18 protein-coding genes and 2 tRNA genes are annotated in these 17,356 nt (G+C 66.7%); 12 read left to right on the top strand and 8 right to left on the bottom strand.

Going from position 1 to position 17,356, the window contains the following annotated elements; all coding sequences use genetic code 11:
* Positions 1 to 99 precede the first annotated feature (99 nt).
* Positions 100 to 185, bottom strand: a tRNA-Tyr gene (locus BRAS3809_RS31980).
* A gap of 217 nt (positions 186 to 402) precedes the next feature.
* Here BRAS3809_RS31980 and rlmB point away from each other — a divergent pair.
* On the top strand, positions 403 to 1,233 hold the full coding sequence (rlmB, locus tag BRAS3809_RS31975) for a 23S rRNA (guanosine(2251)-2'-O)-methyltransferase RlmB (protein WP_008966152.1): 831 nt from the start codon (positions 403 to 405) through the stop codon (positions 1,231 to 1,233).
* A gap of 96 nt (positions 1,234 to 1,329) precedes the next feature.
* Here the strand turns inward: rlmB and BRAS3809_RS31970 are convergent, their stop codons facing one another.
* Positions 1,330 to 1,809 carry a hypothetical protein gene (locus BRAS3809_RS31970; protein WP_008966151.1) on the bottom strand — a complete coding sequence of 160 codons (480 nt, stop codon included), beginning with the start codon at positions 1,807 to 1,809 and terminating at the stop codon, positions 1,330 to 1,332.
* A 55-nt stretch (positions 1,810 to 1,864) separates the two neighbouring features.
* Positions 1,865 to 2,329, bottom strand: a complete 465-nt coding sequence (locus tag BRAS3809_RS31965; protein ID WP_008966150.1) for a hypothetical protein — start codon at positions 2,327 to 2,329, stop codon at positions 1,865 to 1,867.
* Between the two features lie 247 nt (positions 2,330 to 2,576).
* On the opposite strand from BRAS3809_RS31965, the gene BRAS3809_RS31960 reads away from it, so the two are divergent.
* The 4 genes from BRAS3809_RS31960 (at position 2,577) to BRAS3809_RS31940 (ending at position 4,751) form a co-directional block, all read left to right on the top strand.
* Positions 2,577 to 3,041, top strand: coding sequence for a hypothetical protein (locus tag BRAS3809_RS31960; RefSeq protein ID WP_008966149.1), 465 nt, complete (start codon positions 2,577 to 2,579; stop codon positions 3,039 to 3,041).
* 180 nt (positions 3,042 to 3,221) lie between these two features.
* Positions 3,222 to 3,296: transfer RNA gene (locus tag BRAS3809_RS31955), tRNA-Thr, on the top strand.
* A gap of 359 nt (positions 3,297 to 3,655) precedes the next feature.
* On the top strand, positions 3,656 to 4,171 hold the full coding sequence (locus tag BRAS3809_RS31950; protein WP_008966148.1) for a hypothetical protein: 516 nt from the start codon (positions 3,656 to 3,658) through the stop codon (positions 4,169 to 4,171).
* Positions 4,172 to 4,502: 331 nt separating this feature from the next.
* Entirely contained in the window at positions 4,503 to 4,751 is a 249-nt protein-coding gene (locus BRAS3809_RS31940) for a hypothetical protein (protein ID WP_008966146.1), read from the top strand.
* Between the two features lie 173 nt (positions 4,752 to 4,924).
* On the opposite strand, the gene BRAS3809_RS31935 is transcribed toward BRAS3809_RS31940, so the two are convergent.
* The 4 genes from BRAS3809_RS31935 to BRAS3809_RS31920 all read right to left on the bottom strand — a co-directional run bounded on the left by BRAS3809_RS31935 (position 4,925) and on the right by BRAS3809_RS31920 (position 7,450).
* Positions 4,925 to 5,164, bottom strand: coding sequence for a DUF6719 family protein (locus BRAS3809_RS31935; RefSeq protein ID WP_035659903.1), 240 nt, complete (start codon positions 5,162 to 5,164; stop codon positions 4,925 to 4,927).
* A 199-nt stretch (positions 5,165 to 5,363) separates the two neighbouring features.
* Positions 5,364 to 6,077, bottom strand: coding sequence for an outer membrane protein (locus BRAS3809_RS31930; protein ID WP_008966143.1), 714 nt, complete (start codon positions 6,075 to 6,077; stop codon positions 5,364 to 5,366).
* Positions 6,078 to 6,454: 377 nt separating this feature from the next.
* The gene (locus BRAS3809_RS31925; protein WP_083839209.1) at positions 6,455 to 6,901 is read right to left on the bottom strand and encodes a hypothetical protein; all 447 of its coding nucleotides are present in this window, start codon (positions 6,899 to 6,901) and stop codon (positions 6,455 to 6,457) included.
* Positions 6,902 to 7,057: 156 nt separating this feature from the next.
* The gene (locus BRAS3809_RS31920) at positions 7,058 to 7,450 is read right to left on the bottom strand and encodes a hypothetical protein (RefSeq protein ID WP_008966140.1); all 393 of its coding nucleotides are present in this window, start codon (positions 7,448 to 7,450) and stop codon (positions 7,058 to 7,060) included.
* A gap of 294 nt (positions 7,451 to 7,744) precedes the next feature.
* On the opposite strand from BRAS3809_RS31920, the gene BRAS3809_RS31915 reads away from it, so the two are divergent.
* Positions 7,745 to 8,281, top strand: a complete 537-nt coding sequence (locus tag BRAS3809_RS31915; protein WP_008966139.1) for a tetratricopeptide repeat protein — start codon at positions 7,745 to 7,747, stop codon at positions 8,279 to 8,281.
* A gap of 252 nt (positions 8,282 to 8,533) precedes the next feature.
* Positions 8,534 to 9,922 carry a serine hydrolase domain-containing protein gene (locus tag BRAS3809_RS31910; RefSeq protein ID WP_008966138.1) on the top strand — a complete coding sequence of 463 codons (1,389 nt, stop codon included), beginning with the start codon at positions 8,534 to 8,536 and terminating at the stop codon, positions 9,920 to 9,922.
* A 95-nt stretch (positions 9,923 to 10,017) separates the two neighbouring features.
* On the opposite strand, the gene BRAS3809_RS31905 is transcribed toward BRAS3809_RS31910, so the two are convergent.
* On the bottom strand, positions 10,018 to 11,589 hold the full coding sequence (locus BRAS3809_RS31905; protein WP_008966137.1) for a S10 family peptidase: 1,572 nt from the start codon (positions 11,587 to 11,589) through the stop codon (positions 10,018 to 10,020).
* A gap of 233 nt (positions 11,590 to 11,822) precedes the next feature.
* Between BRAS3809_RS31905 and BRAS3809_RS31900 the strand changes: the two genes are divergently transcribed.
* The 5 genes from BRAS3809_RS31900 to BRAS3809_RS31880 all read left to right on the top strand — a co-directional run bounded on the left by BRAS3809_RS31900 (position 11,823) and on the right by BRAS3809_RS31880 (position 17,276).
* Positions 11,823 to 12,485, top strand: a complete 663-nt coding sequence (locus BRAS3809_RS31900) for a hypothetical protein (RefSeq protein ID WP_008966136.1) — start codon at positions 11,823 to 11,825, stop codon at positions 12,483 to 12,485.
* Between the two features lie 57 nt (positions 12,486 to 12,542).
* Positions 12,543 to 14,651 (top strand): adenylate/guanylate cyclase domain-containing protein, encoded by a 2,109-nt coding sequence (locus BRAS3809_RS31895; protein ID WP_240535821.1) that lies wholly within the window; start codon positions 12,543 to 12,545, stop codon positions 14,649 to 14,651.
* Positions 14,652 to 14,926: 275 nt separating this feature from the next.
* Complete coding sequence (locus BRAS3809_RS31890) at positions 14,927 to 15,706, top strand: NAD kinase (protein WP_008966134.1); 780 nt, start codon at positions 14,927 to 14,929, stop codon at positions 15,704 to 15,706.
* 320 nt (positions 15,707 to 16,026) lie between these two features.
* On the top strand, positions 16,027 to 16,572 hold the full coding sequence (locus BRAS3809_RS31885; protein WP_006612921.1) for a response regulator: 546 nt from the start codon (positions 16,027 to 16,029) through the stop codon (positions 16,570 to 16,572).
* Between the two features lie 119 nt (positions 16,573 to 16,691).
* Complete coding sequence (locus tag BRAS3809_RS31880) at positions 16,692 to 17,276, top strand: Hpt domain-containing protein (protein WP_008966132.1); 585 nt, start codon at positions 16,692 to 16,694, stop codon at positions 17,274 to 17,276.
* Positions 17,277 to 17,356 lie beyond the last annotated feature (80 nt).

Here is a 17,356-nt window from a genome sequence, read left to right as displayed (position 1 = left end):
GGCCGGAATCCGGCGCCCGTTCGGCGAAGGCTGGCGCCTGAGAGCGCAAGGCAGATCACAAGAATTCTGGAGACGATGTCGTCGACGCGGTTTCAAGGATGGTGGGGGAGGCAGGACTCGAACCTGCGAAGCCATGAGGCGGCTGATTTACAGTCAGCTCCCTTTGCCACTCGGGACACTCCCCCGCATCGATGGCCGTTGCAGGCCGGCCGCTGGAAACAGCGGTTGCGCGACCATCAGCGCCATGAAGACGGTAAGGCCGCGGGGCCCGGAGAGGGCTGCGCGCGGCCGGGGCCCTTATGATCGAACCGGGACCGTAAAGTCAACCAAGCGGCGACGAATTTTCCCCTCCCGGCGGTGCGAAATTGCCAGAATCCGCCGGCCGTGACAGAAGCTCGGGGCATGAGCGAACGCGACCGAAAGCCCCCGTTTCGCCGCCAAGGCGGCAAATTCCCCGGTAAACCGCGCGGTTTCGACCGGCCGCAGGCCTGGCGGGAGCGCGACGGGGGCGCGGAGGGTCCCGTCATCCTCTATGGCTGGCACACGGTGACCCTGGCGCTCGGCAATCCCAGGCGGCGGATTCGCAAGCTATACTTGACCGAGAACGCCGCGCGCCGCCTCGCCGACGAGCACATCGAGACGCGGGTGACGCCCGAGATCGTGCGCCCGAGCGAGATCGACCAGCGACTCGGTCCGGATGCGGTGCATCAGGGGCTGCTCGCCGAGGCCGATCCCCTGCCCTCGCCGGACATCGACACGCTCGACCCCGAGGGCATGATCCTGGTGCTCGACCAGATCACCGACCCGCACAATGTCGGCGCCATCCTGCGCTCGGCCGCGGCGTTCGACGTCAAGGCGATCGTCACCACGGCGCGTCACAGCCCGGAAGCCACCGGCGTGCTCGCCAAGTCGGCCTCGGGCGCGCTCGAGCTGGTGCCGATCATCACGGTGCAGAACCTCGCCCGCGCCCTCGCCCGCCTCAACGAGCGCGGCTTCCAGACCGTGGGGCTCGACAGCGCCGGCGACACCGACATCGCCGCGGTCGCGCTGCGCCAGCCGCTGGCGCTGGTGCTCGGCGCCGAGGGCAAGGGCCTGCGTCAGCTGACGCGCGAGACCTGCAGCGTGGTGGCGCGGCTCGACATGCCCGGCGCCATCAAGAGCCTCAACGTCTCCAACGCCGCCGTGCTCGCGCTCTATGTGGGGGCGAGCCGGCTGGGGCTGATGGGCGGCTGAGGCGACGTCCAGGCGCACGCGGACCGCGACGGCCCCAAAACAAAACGCCCGCGCGCAGACTGCGAGCGGGCGTTTGCGGATCGGCTCAGAGAGCCATCAGTAGTAGCGGCGCAGCACGCGCTGGCCGTGATAATAGGGCGAGGCGCCCCAGCGGTAGGCGCGGTGCGGCTGGGCGTAGACCACTTCCGGGACGACGCGCGTCGCCTCATAGGCGTGGTGGCGGTGGTGATAGCGATAGACCGGGATCGCCTGCTCCTCATAGGCGGGATACGGCGCGAACGCCCCAGGACCGCTGTAGGTCGGGCCCTGGTTGACGTAGTAGTACTGCCGGGTCGGCTCAGGCAGCCGCTCATAGGTGGCGCCGCAGCTGCCGCATCCCGCGTAGCCGTAGGTGTAGCCGGGATGATAGGTGTAGGCCGTCTGGTAGCTGTAGGTCGGCTGATAGGCGACGCTCGGCGCGCACGGGCTCGCATAGCCGCACGGCGCACAGGCGGTCGCTCCGCAAGCGGCGGCCGGCGCACTGCCCGCAGCGGCCAGGCCGACGATGGCAACAACTCCTGAAATCAGTCCACGCATAACTCTCTCCTGATGATCTGCTTTTTTGTTTGATGTCGTTGTCGATGGGTGGCCGCTACCGGCGATCATCCGGCGGCGGATTGGCATCGTCGCGCGGCATTCCGCCCTCCCGTGGCGCGAGGATCACGTTCGGCGGATACATCGGCACCGGCGGCTGCGGCGGCTGCATCTGCGACTGGGCGCCCCACGAGCGGGAATAGCTTTCGGCCGGCTTCGGCAGCTTGCGGTTGGCCGGCGGCTCGATCTCCATGCGGCCGTAGCCGGGCGTCGCGCCCAGGGTCGGATAGTAGTGACCGACATTGGGCTCGGGCTCGACCGGACGGCCGCCATAGATGGTGGGCTGCATGTAGTTGCCCTTGCCGAGGCTGGTCTGGCCTTCGACGATGGCGAAGGAGGCGTCGATGCCGTTGATGATGACGGGCACGCCCGGGCGCTGCGGGATGACGATCTCGAAGCCTTCGCTGGCGAGCGCGGCGGATGCCGTCCCGACCAGAATCGCGAGAGCTGTTGCACAACGCATGAATTCACGCCCCGGTTGCCGTCCTATCAATACCGCAACGCGCGCCCGGATGGGTTAAGCGCGCGGCTCAATCTGCCGGTAAGCCTAACGCATGAGGCCATTCGTCCGGGTTAAGGCGGTCAGCCCATTCAAGCGCGACGGTTAACAGCTGATCATCTTCCGCAGGCGTCGAAAAACATCGGCCCGGCCGCGGAACAGCGACGGCCGGATGCACTTAAGCTTCGGGGCGCAACGACGGAGTCAACCCATGATCAGATCTGCAATTCTCGGGGCTGCTGTTCTCGCGACCGCGCTCGCCGGCCCGGCGATGGCGCGCGACATGCACCACCGTCACCACATGGCCCGCCACGATGCCGCGATGATGCAGCAGCGCGCCGATGGCGGCTGGAGCAACAATGGCTGGAACAATGATTGGAATCGCAGCCGCACCGGCTTCTGGCCGGCCGACGTCGCGGCCGGCGCGGTCGGCGCCGCCGCGGGCGTCGCCGGCGCGGCGATCGGGACCGCCGGCGCCATCGCGACCGCGCCGTTCCGCACGGCCGATGCCTATGCCTACGATCCCGGCCCGTACCGCTACAGCCAGCCGACCTATGACCGCGGCGCGCTCGGCTATTACGGCGACTGGAACAGCTACGCGACCCGCAACGGCCTCGTCTGCCGCCCCGGCACCATGTTCAAGGGCAGCGATGGGCTGATGCACATCTGCCAATAATCCGGATCGCTGGTCCGGCTTGGCGCAGGGCGGCCTCACGGCCGCCCTTTTTGCCGTCGCGTCCCCCGGTCATCGTGAACAGTAGCCTCGGCCCATCAACTCTGATAGGAACACCGCGTTTCGGAGCCCGTCGCCCGTGACCGGAGGCGACCATCTCCGCCGCCACCCGAAGGCGCATTCGCCGGCTTAGCTCAGCGGTAGAGCAGCGGTTTTGTAAACCGAAGGTCGGGGGTTCAATCCCCTCAGCCGGCACCAGCCGCCATGATGCCGGGTGCGTGACGGTGCCCCGCGTTCTCGACTTGTCTCAATTCGCCTTTGTCCCGGTCACTCCCGGCTTCTCGGCGGCTGCGGCCGGCGTTCTGGCGCACTCCGGATCCGGCCCGTTGCCGCAACGAGGTCGCCCGGCTGCACCGTCGGGCAATAGGAACCATCTGCGCCACTGCGGATTGATGCCGCCGGCTTCGCGAAGGGCGGGACGAAACAGGCTCAGACTGTGGCAACAATGTTGCCACATCTCAACCAGGACTCGCGCTTATCCCCAGAAGTCACTGGTGTTCCAACTTGATTTCAGAGTGGGCATTTGTTGCAATTGCGACTCTCGGGGGGCGGTGGTCATGACGTGGAAGGAAGAGCGGGACGCGCTGATCGCGCAGACCATGGCCTTCGTGCAATCGGTCACCGGCAAGCCGGCCGATTTCGCTCAGTTCGAGTTCCCTCCCGTGACGGTCGTTACTCCCGTCGCGCCGCAGCCAGCGACCGCGATGCGGGGAGCCGCGGGTCCGAGCCTGACGGCGCCCGTTTCCGCGATCGAGCCGATCGCCGCCATCCGGGAGAGTGAGCGCGTTGCGGATGATGGGACTGCGCTTTCGGCCGATACGCCGCCGGCAGCCCAGCCGTTTGCCACGTCAGAGGCGCCCCTAACGCAGGCGGGATCAGCCCTGCCCAAGCGCTTCACCAGTATCGCCTCGCAACTCGATCTGCAGCGCGACATGCAGGCGGAGATTCGCGCCAGGGTCGCACGCTTCCGCGCGCACCAGGAACGCTTCAACCGCGAGCGTCAGCAATATCTCAGCGAGACGCTGGCCCGCCTGAAAGCCTCTGCCCGGGGCACGGTGCTCCCCGAAGATTGAGTGCGACCCCTGCTCCATCAGTCGATGAAAACGGCACGCCGGCTCACAGCCAGGCGCACAACAGCGCCACATTGGCAACGAAGGCGAGCAGCAACCCCAAAGCGAGTGTCAGCTGGATCCGCCCGCAAAAAATGTGGAGATCGGTTCCCATGACTTAACCATCTGGCGATTCTACCTCCGGAGTCCCACGGATTCTTTTTCCAAAAATTCAGGACTCGTTTACGACTCGCCCGAACCGAAAACGCCGCTTTCCGGCCGCGAACTCGCCGGGGTCTGGCTACAACCCCTGTTCATCCTCGGTTCATCCTTCGCTGCTCTGGAGCTGCTTGGAATGCCCTATGCCCTGTTCTGCAATGAGGCCAAGTTGAGCAAGGCCTATCCTACCGAGGCCGACGTGTGGCGTCTGGCGCGACAGAGCGGGCTGGTGGTGGATGTGATGATGAACGCGCGCCGCGCTGCTGGGCATCTGCAGCTCGACAACGACTATGAGATCCGTCCCTGCGCCGCCGAGCCGGAGGAAGACCCCTGGCAGAACCGCGCCGAGGCCGAGCAGGAGTTCAATATCCCGTTTGCATCCTGACGAGCGGCGAGGACGCACCCTCCCCGTCTGACAGTCTTGGATAGGACGGCGCTCCGGTGGCGGCGCGTTGCCCCCACGGTTTTGCCAAAAGCTGAATTGTCGCAATGAGATTGGCGGGACGTCGCAGCGGGCAGCCGGAGCTGCCCGCTGTAGCGTTGTCATGACGTCCGGAGCTACGGCGTTGCCGTCGCCAGCGAGGCGGTTTCGGCTGGAAGGGCGATGCAGGCGCGCTTGCGGCTGACGCCGCGGATCGCGCCGGTCACCTTCAGCACCTTCCCCGACGGGCACGATGCGGTTTGCACCAACGCGACCTCGTAAGGGGCCAGCATCAACGGTTCGGACTTCAGGACGGTTTGGGCGGAGCACGGCAAAGCGGCCGCCGAGAGCAACAGCACGGACAACAAGATACGCATGTGGGATGATCCATCAAACCGGCGAACTCATAATAACAACTCGTGGCTAAAGTTTCACGAAGGTTTGAAAAATTTTTTTGCACTGCGAGCGCCGTTCGAAACTGTCGCCGGCCACTGACTCGACACAGCAAAACGCCCGCGCCTGGGCGCGGGCGTGCAGCACAGCGTCATCCCTGAGGCGGCCGGCCCGCCGGCTGCCCTAATACTTGCTGGCGACCGGGCCGCCCCAGCCGAACCGATAGTTCACGCCCACCTTGACGGTGTGGTCGTCATTGTTGAACCGGCTGCCCACGACCGGAGCCGGACCACCCGTGAAAGTGGTGTTGCCGAAATTGTAATACTGATACTCGGCTTTGGCGGACCAGTTCGGCGCGAACATGTATTCGAGGCCGGCCCCCACGGTGTAGCCGTCCTTGGTGTTGCCGCTGGTGGTGAAGCCGGCCGGTACGCCGGCGACGTTCACGCCGAGGCCATTGCCGTCCCGCCAGGCGTAACCGCCCTTGGCGTAGAGCAGCGCCGGTCCCCAGGTGTAGCCGAGGCGACCGGTGACCGAGCCGAGCTGGTTGGCGCCCGTCGCGGAGACCACCGTTGCGCCGGGGAAGCCGAAATTGGTCGTGTTGCGATCCATCCAGCTGTACTGGGCCTCGATACCCAGCACCCAATTCGGCGCGAACTGGTAGTCGAAGCCGCCCTGCACACCGCCCAGGAAGCGGCCGTTGTTGCCCTCGAGGCTGTTGCCACCGGCAAACGCTCCGCCCAGATGGCCGCCGATGTAAAACCCCGTCCAATCATAGATGGCCTGGGGCGGCGTCATCGGGGGCGCCTTGGTGTAAGTGCGGGCGGGCATGTCGGCGGCGAACGCCGGGACAGCCAGAGCGGTCAGAGCCACTGCACTGAGGAAAACGCGTTTCATGGGACGTCCCTGTTCTTCATTTGCGACATCTATCGAACATCGTGGCCGCATTTGGGTTGCCCGGTGGCGGTGACGCAGCTGTGATTGCCTGAGCCGTGTCACCAGCGAGCAACAAAGGCCTTTTGTTCCATAGACTTCCCGAACATTTCGTGAAGCCGCGCGCCGTGCCCGACATTTGGTCGCAGTACGGCGGCGAAGCGTTCCGCCTCTCTCCGATTTGTGATCAGGACCTGGCCTCCGCAACCGCCTGCGACGTCGTGGCAGGGGTGCGGAATCACCGTGACTGTCCCGTCGCCCGGATCAGCGAAGCGATATCCGGGGTCACACGAACCGCACGGGAGAACCCGGATGTCGCTTCGCTCATCCGGGCAAGTTGATCACCGCGTCAGGGCGGCGAGTTCCGGGAAAGGCGCGTAGGTCGAGGCGGCGCAGAGCTCGGCGGCATCCTCGATCATGCGGTCGAACCGGCCGTCGACATAGATCGCCGCGCGCTCTCTGGCGGGACGGTAGCTGCCATCGGATTCGCGCGCGGCGAAGCGCAGGCAGGCGACGTAGCGCAGACGGCCGCCGACGGTCCGCTGCACCGGCTCGGCCATGACGCCGTCGCGCACTCCCACCGGATTGTTCAGGTAGGTCCTGAGATAGGCCAGGATCTCGCTGCGGTAGTTCGCCGGGAACGGCTGGTTCGCCTCGCCCCGATCGCCGGTGTAGGAGATCGCGCGGTTGTCCTCGCTGACGAACGCGGCCGGCCCGCCGCTGGCGCAGCCGGCCAGCAACAGCGCCAGCGTCACCGCCGGCCACCAACGTGATCTCCCCATCCCCAGCCCAACTCTGAAAGATATGTCCGCCGGCAGTTTCTAGCCCAAAGCGGATCCTCTGGGAAATCCGCCCCGCTCACATGGCCGCCAAACGATGTGCCGCCGGGAACGCCCGAGGCGTCCCGGCGGCCAACTTTCAATTGCGACGGCCGACCCGGCCGATCAGCCGCGGCGGATGGCCGGCGTGACGCGCTTGAGGCTGAGCTTCTTGTGGCCGCTCACCGAGGCGTGCTGAACCTTCACCTTGTCGTGATGGCGCAGGTGCGCGGTATGCCGATGCGAGTGGCGATGCAGCGAGGCGCGCGGCTTGGTGTTCGCCTTGCCGACGGTCGGCTTCATCTCGTTGCTCTTGTCGCCGACCTGAGCGCCGCCGGTCTTGCCTGCATCGGTCTTGCTCGCGTCGGTCTTGTTCAGGTCGCCCTTGGCGGTGCCCGTGGTGGTGCCGGTGATCTGCGTCGACTTCGCGGACGTATCGGTTTTTGCAGGACCAGCGGCGAACGCGGGCGCGGCAAGGATCGAGGCGGCGAGCAGCGCAACGGACATGGACTTCAGCATGGTCGTCTCCGTGATGTTGAAGATCTGGAGACACCATCCAGTGGCGGATGGGCTCGTGATCATGGAGCCGACCATAGGAAACCGGCACTGAACCGACCCTGAAGTAAAGCGAATGTTTCAGTTCATGCACATGAAGGGATAGTCATCGAGATGACTGGCCTGTCATCATCCGGCCAGTATAATGCACCGATCGCGGCGCAAAATCCGCGCAAAGGACCGGGAATATTTCGCAGCTGCGGAAGTTCTCTCCGCATGCAGTCACCACCTGTTGGATCGACAACTCGGGAGATACGAATGAAAAAGTCTGCGATCAGGATTGCCACGCTGGCACTGTGCGCGATGGCCGTGGCCTCCGGGCCGCTGCTTCTGTCGAAGGCTTACGCCGCGGGCAGCGAGACGCCGTCCGCACCGCCGCCGGACAAGAAGAAGAAGGACAAGAGCTCGAGCATCGAAGATCCGAAGTTCCTTGCGGCCTACCGCACCGCCTACACCTCGATCTATGATCGCGGCGACTACGCCACCGCGATTCAGCAGCTCAAGGCGCTCAACCGTGAGGACGTCGCCGACGTCGCCAACCTGATCGGCTACTCCTACCGCAAGCTCGGCAACTACCAGGCCTCCAAGCAGTATTACGAGCAGGCCCTGGCGGATGATCCGAACCACGTGCGCACCTGGCAGTACTACGGCCTGTGGCAGCTCGAGCAGGGCAACCGCGAGCAGGCCAAGTACCACCTCGACAAGGTGGCGCAGCTCGCCGGCACCAACAGCCCCGAGTATCGCTCGCTGGCCGACGCGCTGGAGAAGCAGCCGGGCACCGGCCTCGTCTACTGAGGACGCGATCGGACCTGATCCGATCTCGACAGTGGCGCAACCCGAAAGGGTTGCGCCATTTTCGTTGTCATAGTCGTAGCCCCGGCGAGTGCAGCGGCACCCGGGTTCTCCGAAACCGCGCGAGTGAGCCCGGCTATCGCTGCGCTCATCCGGGCTACGACAGCTCAGCCCCCGCCTTGTCCCGTGCTGGTGCTCCGGTCATGATGGCGCATCGGCGCATGACGGTTCGCGCCATCAACGGGAGGCGTCGTCGTGGAGCCCTGGCTTGGCGCAGCGATTGGTTACATCAAGGATTGGCTGGCGTTCCAGGTCGAGCTCTCCGGACAGCCCGGCTGCATCGTCGCGATCGCCCATCGCGGCGAGATCGTCCTGGAAGCGGCCTATGGCCACGCCAATCTCGACAGCGGCGAGAAGCTGACGCCGCGGCACCGCTTTCGCATCGCCTCGCACACCAAGGCGTTCACCGCCGCCGGCATCCGGCGCCTGCGCGAGCAGAAGCGGCTGAAGCTCGACGATGCGGTCGGCCAGTACGTCGATGACCTGCACCCCGACATCGCCGCCGCGACGCTGAGCCAGCTGCTGTCGCACACCGCAGGCCTGATCCGCGACGGCAAGGATTCCAGCCAGTTCACCGACGGCCGCTCCTATCTCACCAGGGACGAGCTGCTCGTCGAGCTGAAGCTGGCGCCGGTGATCGACCCCAACAGCCGCTTCAAATATTCCAACCACGGCTACGGCCTGCTCGGCCTGGTCATCGAGGCGATCACGGGAGAGCCCTACCCGACCTGGCTGCAGCGGGAGATCATGGCCCTCGCCGGCTTGCGCGAGAGCGCGCCGGACATGACGCTGCTCGCGAGAAACGCGCCGTTCGCGCGTGGCCATTCGCGCATCGTTCCGGTCGGCCGCCGCGTCGTGATTCCCGGCGACAATCCGACCCACGCCATCATGGCCGCCGCCGGCATCGTCGCGACCGCGGCGGACACCGCCCGCTTCTTCGCCCAGCTGGCGCCGAACGCGAAGAAGAGCCTGCTCTCGGTGGCGAGCCGCCGCGAGATGATCCGGCGGCAATGGCGCGTGCCGCAGGACATCGAGGAAGCCTATTACGGGCTCGCCCTGATGAGCGGCACCACCGCCGGCTTCGACTGGTTCGGCCACGGCGGCGGCTTCCAGGGCTACATCTCGCGCACCTCGGTGATCCCTGCGCGCGAGATCGCGATCACCGTGCTCACCAACGCCATCGACGGCTGGGCGCCGGCCTGGGCGAACGGCGTGAAGTTCATCCTGCAGGCCTTCGCCACCCATGGTGCGCCGACACGCAAGACCCGCGACTGGACCGGCCGCTGGTGGACGCTGTGGGGCACCTTCGATCTCGTCCCGGTCAGTGCGCAGGTCATGGTGGCCAATCCGGGCTTCATCAATCCGTTCATGGATGCGCCCCGCATCGAGGTGACCGGACGTGACACCGGCCGGATCGTGCAGGCCGCCGGCTATGCGAGCCATGGCGAGCCTGTCCGGCGTATCCGCGCCAAATCCGGCGTCAGCGAGATCTGGCTCGCGGGTGCCCGGCTGCGCCCGGAGCGCGTGGTCCGGGCGGAGATGGAGCGGAAATACCCGAAGGGCCGCCGGAGGAAGGACGCGTAGCCCCAGCATAAAGCCCGGGTGAGCGCAGCGACACCCGGGTTCTCCGAGACCGCGCGTATGAACCCGGATGTCGCTGCGCTCATCCGGGCTACAACTTATTTCATCAGCGCCTCGGCCTCGCCGCGGAACGCCTTTCGGACGTCGTCGCGCGAATAGAACATGTGTCCGCCCGGATAGACCACGAGCTTGACGCGCGGCGCCTGGGCGAAGGCCGGCAGCTGGTCGAGCACGATCTTCGAGCCGTAATACGGCGTCGCGAGATCGAACAGGCCGTGGCCGATCAGCAGCTTGAGCTTCGGATCGAGCGCGAGGATCTGCCGGATATCGCCGGTCGATTCCGGCGGGCTGATGCCGCGGCCGAAATCCCAGAACTGGTTCACCGCACCGCTCAGGAGCTCATAGGAGCCGTCGGGGCGCCAGTTGAGCTTGCGCGTCGTCAACTCGACCGCGGCTCCGGTCAGCGGCGCGGTCAGCACGTCGCCGGAGGGATCGGCGCTGCGCGAGCGGCTGGAATCGGGAAACGGATCGATGCCGAGCACCGAGGCGTCGTAGCGGCCGGTGACACGGCCGTTCTTGCGGTCGAACTCGCGGCGAAACTCCGAGACGTCGAAGCGGCCGGCGAGCCTGCGGCTGACGGCCTGGTCGATCCCGGTCAGCGCCGCGACCCGGTCGGCGAGCCGGTTGGTCGCCTCGGGATCGGCCTCGCCCTTGACGAGATCGAGCAGGAAGTCGCCGCTGGCATAGCGCTCGACATCGGCGAGATCGGCCCGCGTCACCGGGCCCTTCATCTGCCTCGCGACCGCGGCATAGCTCGGCAGGCTCGCCGCATATTGCAGCAGGCTCGAGCCGGAATAATCGCGGAAGTCCAACAGCGGTGACAGCAGGATCAGGCCGTTGACGCCGACGCCCTGGTCCTGCTGCAGGTTGCGCACGATCTTCGGCCCGCGGATGCCGCCATAGCTTTCCGCGGTGATGAATTTCGGCGAGGCCAGCCGGTCGTGCTTCTCCAGCCAGCGGCGCACCACCAGGGACAGCGAGCGGACGTCGCCGTCGACCGAGAAGAAGCGCTTGCGGACCTCATCGCCAGTCGCGACGAAGCGGCTGTAGCCGGTGCCGACGGGATCGACGAAGACGAGATCGGTGAAGTCGAGCCAGGTCTCGGCATTGGGCATCAGCTCCGGCTTCGACGACGGCGTCACGGTCGCCGCATCGATTCCGATCCGCCACGGCCCGGCATTGCCGAGCTGCAGATAGGCCGAGGAGGCACCCGGGCCGCCGTTGAAGAAGAAGGTGACCGGACGGCTGCCGCGCTCGGTGCCATTGAGCTGGTAGGAGGTGTAGGCGATGTCCGCCTGCGGCTCGCCCTTGTCGTCGAACAGGCGGATCGAGCCGGCCGTGGCCGCGAAGGTCAGCGTCCGCCCAGGGAGTTCGAGCGTCTGCGTGGTGGTGGAATCGGGCGGCAGCTTGTGCTGATCGGCGGCCGACGGGGAGGCTGGCGGACTGACGGCGCGCGTTCCGCCCGACCCGGGACGAGGGGCGGAGGCGGCTGTGCTCTCCTGCGCAGCCGGAGGCGCGTCCTGGGCACGCAGCGCAGGCCCGGCGATCAGGACGGTGAATGCCGCGGCCAGCAGGCCCCGCCGGAACACGGACGACGTCAAACCTGGCATCGACTCACTCCCTTGAAAGTCGCCTTGGACATCCCGCCGGCAACCCGCCACCTCTGCATCGCATGAAGCGTGGCTGAGAACCAAGCTCAACCAACGCTTCCGTGATCTGGGTCACACCAGACCAAGTGCCCGGCCCGCTCGGCTGTGCTATGCGCTCGAACCTCTCGCTCCCCTCCGACGTCACACTCACGGGGATCAGGGGCGCGCCGCCGGTTGCGATCACGGAGTTCAGCATGAAATTGCCGACGTTCATCGTCGCAGCCCTGATCGGGCTCGCGGCTCCCGCTTGGGCCGGGCCGCCGGCAGCCCTGGTCGAGGACGTCCAGGGCGAGGTCGCGGGCGCCGAGTTGATGGACTATGTCGCGCCGGGCCAGGTGATCAAGCTCGGTCCCGATGGCGCGGTCGTCATGAGCTATCTGAAATCCTGCCGCCGCGAGACGGTGAGCGGTGCCGGCAGCGTCACGGTCGGCCCCGCCGAGAGTACGGCCAATGGCGCCACGCTGAAGAGCGACATCGTCAATTGCGACGCCAGTCACGCGCAGGCGACCTCCCGCGAGACCAGCGAGGTGGCGGCGACCATCGTGCGCGGCCTTGGGCCGGACAGCGCCCCGGTGGCCGAGGCCGTCATCTACGGCGCCTCACCGATCGTCGAAGCCAAGGGACGCGGCAAGCTGATCGTGGAGAGGCTCGACCAGCCGGGCGAGCGCCAGGAGGTCGAACTGACGGGCCGGCAATACAAGGGCCGCTTCTACGACTTCGCCGGTACCAGCCATCCGCTGACGCCCGGCGGCATCTATGTCGCGAGCTTCGGGACCTCCCGCCTGGTGTTCAAGGTCGACGCGCAGGCCAAGGCCGGACCCGGACCTGCCATCGGGCGCTTGATCCGGCTGAACTGACGACGAAAGCTGGTGTCGGTGGCGATCGGACGCCGGACGCGCGATGCGCTAGCCGTCATGGCCATTGCGCTGGCCTGCGCGGGACTGTTCGTCTCGCCCGCCTTCGAGCGCGGCCGCGGCCTGTCGCTGGATGCGCTGACCTGGCTGCGCTTCGAGGCATTCGGTAATCAGCACGACGCCGCGACCAGCCCGGCTGTCGTCATCGCGATCGACGAGGAGAGCTACCAGGCGCCGCCATTCAAGGGCGCGCCGCTGCTGACCTGGACCGGCGAGATCGGACGGGTGCTGACCTCCGTGCTCGACGGCGGCGCCAAGGTGGTCGGCTTCGACATGGTGTTCCAGACTTCGATCGAGCAATCGGAAATTCCCCTCGGTGATACCACGCTCGGCGACAAGACCCGCGGCTTCGACCGCGATTTCCTGCGCGCGCTGGCGGCGGGCGCCGCCGGCGGCAAGGTCGTGCTGGGCGAGATCTTCGGCGAGCCGCCGATCCTGCCCGCGCCCGGTCAGCGCATCGCCGTGCGCCAGCAGCAGAACCTGCGTCCGCTCAACACCTATACCGACAGCGACGACGTCGTCCGCCGTCATCCGCTGACCTTGAGCGCGGACGGCAAGGCGGTGCCGAGCATGGCGCTCGAGCTCGCCGCGCGCGCCGCCGGCGTCGCGCCCGTGATCACGGCCGATGGCGTCACGCTCGGTGACTACAGGATACCGAGCAGCGTGCCCGGCACCATGACCCTCAACTTCGCCGGCGGCGCCCAGGACATCCCGACCTACTCCTTCGCCGATCTGCGCGCCTGCGCGATCAAGGGCGACAAGGACTATTTCCGCCGCGAGTTCGCCGGCAAGGTCGTGCTGATCGGCACCGTCGGCATCGAGGACCGCCGGCTCACCTCCAAGCGCTTCGCCACCCGCGCCGAGGGTGCGCGGCGGCCGCGCTGCGCATTGGAAGCGCGCAAGGTGACGGAGAGCTTCGCCCGCAGCACCATCGCCGGCGTCTACATCCACGCGACGGCGGTCAACAATCTGCTGCGGCAGGAGGCCGCGCGCGAGATGAGCCGGCCGGCCACCTTCGTCATCGCGTCCGTGCTCGCTTTGCTTGCTGCGCTGCTGGCGCGGCTGCTGCGGCCCGCCTCGGCCGCCGCGATCCTGGCGGTCCTGGCGCTGCTCTACACCGCGCTGGCCACCCTGCTGTTCGACCAGACCGAGGCGCTGCCGTTGACCGAGCCGCTGGCCGCCGGCGTGCTCGCGCTCGCGGCGACCACCGGCTATCGCTTCATGGTGACCGACAAGGACCGCCGGCTGCTGCAGAAGAGTTTTGCCTATTACCTCGCCCCGCGCGAGATCGACCGCATGCTGGCGTCGCGCCGGCTGCCGCAGCTCGGCGGCGAGACCCGCGAGGTCACCGTGTTCTTCTCCGACATCGAAGGCTTCTCGCGCATCGCCGAGCAGATGACGCCGGAGCAATTGATGGCGCTCACCAACGAATATCTCTCGGCGATGACCGATGTGATCGAGCGCCACGACGGCTATGTCGACAAATATATCGGCGACTCCGTCGTTGCGGTGTTCGGCGCCCCGCTCGACGATCCCGACCACGCCAAGAGCGCCGCGCATGCGGCACTCGACTGCAAGGCCAGGCTCGCCGAGCTGAACCGCACGTCGACCGCGTTCCAGGGCATCAAGGTGGCGCAGCGCATCGGCATCAACAGCGGCGCCGCGCTGGTCGGCAATTTCGGCTCGCAGCGCCGCTTCAACTACTCCGTCATGAGCGATGCGGTGAACGTGGCCTCGCGCCTCGAAGGCGCCAACAAGTTCTACGGCACCACGATCATCGCCTCGGAGAGCACGGTGACGCTGGCCGGGAACGACTTCGCCTGGCGCGAGCTCGACACCATCCGCGTCAAGGGCCGTGAGCAGTCGCTGAAGATCTACGAGCTGTACGAGGAAGCCGTGGCGACGGAGCCCGAGGACGACGCCGTGCTCGACGCCTATGCCACCGGCCTGGCGCATTGGCGCGCCGGCGAGTTGCCGCAGGCCGCGGCCTGCTTCGCGTCGGTCGCCGCGAGCGACCCGCCCAGCGCCCTGTTCGCCGCGCGCGTCGCCGCTGCCGTGCAGGGTGGTCCAACGGCCTGGGACCCCGTCCGTAGCCTGCAGGAAAAATGACGCGACAATGACGCTCCGTAGCCCGCATGAGCGTAGCGACATGCGGGGTCGTTTCAGGCGATCATGAGAACCCGGATGTCGCTTTGCTCACCCGGGCTACGAGGGACACTCTCTGCCGCGCCGCCCGCTCCTCCGCCCAGTTCCGGGCCATATCGGCCCTCATCCGGGCCGCAATGCCCCCTCATACCGGCGGCGATGGACAAGCACGGCCAAGGTCGGCTAGACGACACGGCGCCTTCAACCCGGTCGATCGACCCCAGCGAGCCCTGCCACTCATGACCACGTCCAAGCGATACGAGCGGATCGCCTTCGTCGCGAGTCCGAGTGCGGAGGCGCAGGCCGCGCTGACGCAGCTCTCCGCGCTCTATGGCAACTCCGATCCGGATCTCGCCGACGTCGTCGTCGCGCTCGGCGGCGACGGCCTGATGCTGCAGACGCTGCACGACCACATGCGCTCGGGCAAGCCGATCTACGGCATGCATCGCGGCACCGTCGGCTTCCTGATGAACGAGTTCTCGACCATCGACCTGCATGGCCGGCTGGAGGCGGCGCAGGAGTCGGTGATCCATCCGCTGTTGATGCGGGCGACCGACGCCAACGGCGTGGTCCACATCCATCACGCGATCAACGAGGTCTATCTGTTCCGCCAGACCGCGCAGACCGCGCGGCTGCGCATCCTGATCGACGAGCGCGAGCGCATGCCGGAGCTGATCGCCGACGGCGTACTGGTGGCGACGCCGGCGGGATCGACCGCCTATAATCTCTCGGTGCAGGGCCCGATCCTGCCGATCAATGCAGCGCTCTTGGCATTGACGCCGATCAGCGCGTTCCGCCCGCGGCGCTGGCGCGGCGCCCTGCTCCCGAACACCGCCTATGTCATCATCGAGGTGCTCGAAGGCGACAAGCGCCCGGTCGCGGCCGTCGCCGACCACGACGAGGTCCGCAACGTCCAGCGCGTCGAGGTGCTCTCCGACAAGACCATCTCGATGCGGATGCTGTTCGACGCCGGCCACAGCCTGGAAGAGCGGATCCTCTCCGAGCAGTTCGGCTACTGAGGCAGTCTCGGCCGGCGGGTAGGCCCTGCTCTCTCCGCTCGTCATTCCGGGGCGGCGCGCAGCGACGAGCCCGGAATCCATAACCACAGCCGTGACTCCTTTGGCGAACTCCCACCACGAGCGAGCCTCACACTGCGCTTCGTGGGTATGGATTCCGGGCTCGCGCGTTCCGCGCGCCCCGGAATGACGGCTGAGAGAGAAGCGCGTCATCCGCCACCACGCGCGAAACACCGCTTGCCGCAACGCTTTGTTAACCCGGCGGTCCGTATGGTTAATGCGCGTTGACCACCTTCATCGGTGATCCCTTCGGGCCGCCCAAAATGTATCGCATCGACTTCAACAAGCTGCGCTTTCTCGTCTGCGACGACAACCCGCATATGCGCCGCATCCTGCGCACGCTGTTGCACTCGTTCGGCGCGCGCGAGGTCAACGAGGCCGAGGACGGCGCGACCGCGCTCGAAATGTACACCCATTTCTCGCCCGACATCGTCATCACCGACTGGGCGATGCCGATCTTCGACGGGCTCGAGCTCGCGCAGATGATCCGCCAGCCGGAAGCCAAGGGCAACCCCTACGCGCCGATCATCATGCTGACGGGCCATTCGGAGAAGCGCCGCGTGACGGTGGCGCGCGACGCCGGCGTCACCGAGTTTCTCGCCAAGCCGATCTCGGCGAAGGGCCTCTACCAGCGCATCCTCAACGTCGTCGCCAATCCCCGGCCCTTCATCAAGACCAAGACCTATTTCGGTCCGGACCGGCGCCGCAACACCAACACCGCCTATATCGGCCCCGAGCGCCGGGTCGGCGGCGAGGCCGAGATCTTCCAGCAGCCGTCACTTCTGGATAAAGCGCGCTCCGCAGTTTGAGGGCGCGGCAGTGAGTCTCTGTTAACGCCGTCCGGGAATCGCTGCACAGCATGGCCACGCTGTCGGCTATCAATCGTCGGTCAGATCGCGTTGGTCGGCATCACCTTGAGGATATCGAGATGGCGAAAGACAAGGCTCCCGCGATCCAGGTCAAGAGCTACGCCTCGCACCACGTGATCACCCAGCCCAATCCGCTGAAGAAGGTGCTGCGCCGGGCCGACGAGAAGGATCTCGACGATCCGGTCGCGCGGGCCGAGGCTGCGCTCGCGGGACTGTCCGGCGAGTTCAAGTCGTGGATGGACACCGAGGCGGAACGGCTGTCGAAGGGCTATGCCAACGTGCTCAAGACCCGCTTCGACGACGACGCCTGCGAGGAGATGTTCCGCGCCGCCCATGACATCAAGGGCGATGCCGCGACGTTCGGCTATCCCGCAGCCGCCGAGGTCGCCGACAGCCTGTGCCGGATCATCGAGCACGCCCCGGATCTGGACAAGGTCCCGACCGAGCTGTTCGAGCATCACGTCAATGCCATCCAGGCGATCGTGCACGACCACACCAAGTATCACAGCCCGACCGTCGCCGCCGAGCTCAGCCGCCGCCTGCACCGCGTCGCGGATGACTATCTGATCCAGGTCAATCGCAATCGTCCCGAGCATCTCGAAGCGATCCTGGCCCCGAGCCTCGTGCCGAGCGATCAGCCGTAGAAAATGATGCCGTAGGGTGGGCAAAGCGCAGCGTGCCCACCATGGATCAGCACGCTCTCTCGCTCGTCATTCCGGGGCGC

Origin of the sequence: Bradyrhizobium sp. STM 3809 (genome assembly GCF_000239795.1) — a bacterium.
GTDB lineage: Bacteria > Pseudomonadota > Alphaproteobacteria > Rhizobiales > Xanthobacteraceae > Bradyrhizobium.
The sequence above is the reverse complement of the archived record's forward strand: the minus strand, read 5'-3'. Positions and strand labels throughout refer to the sequence as shown.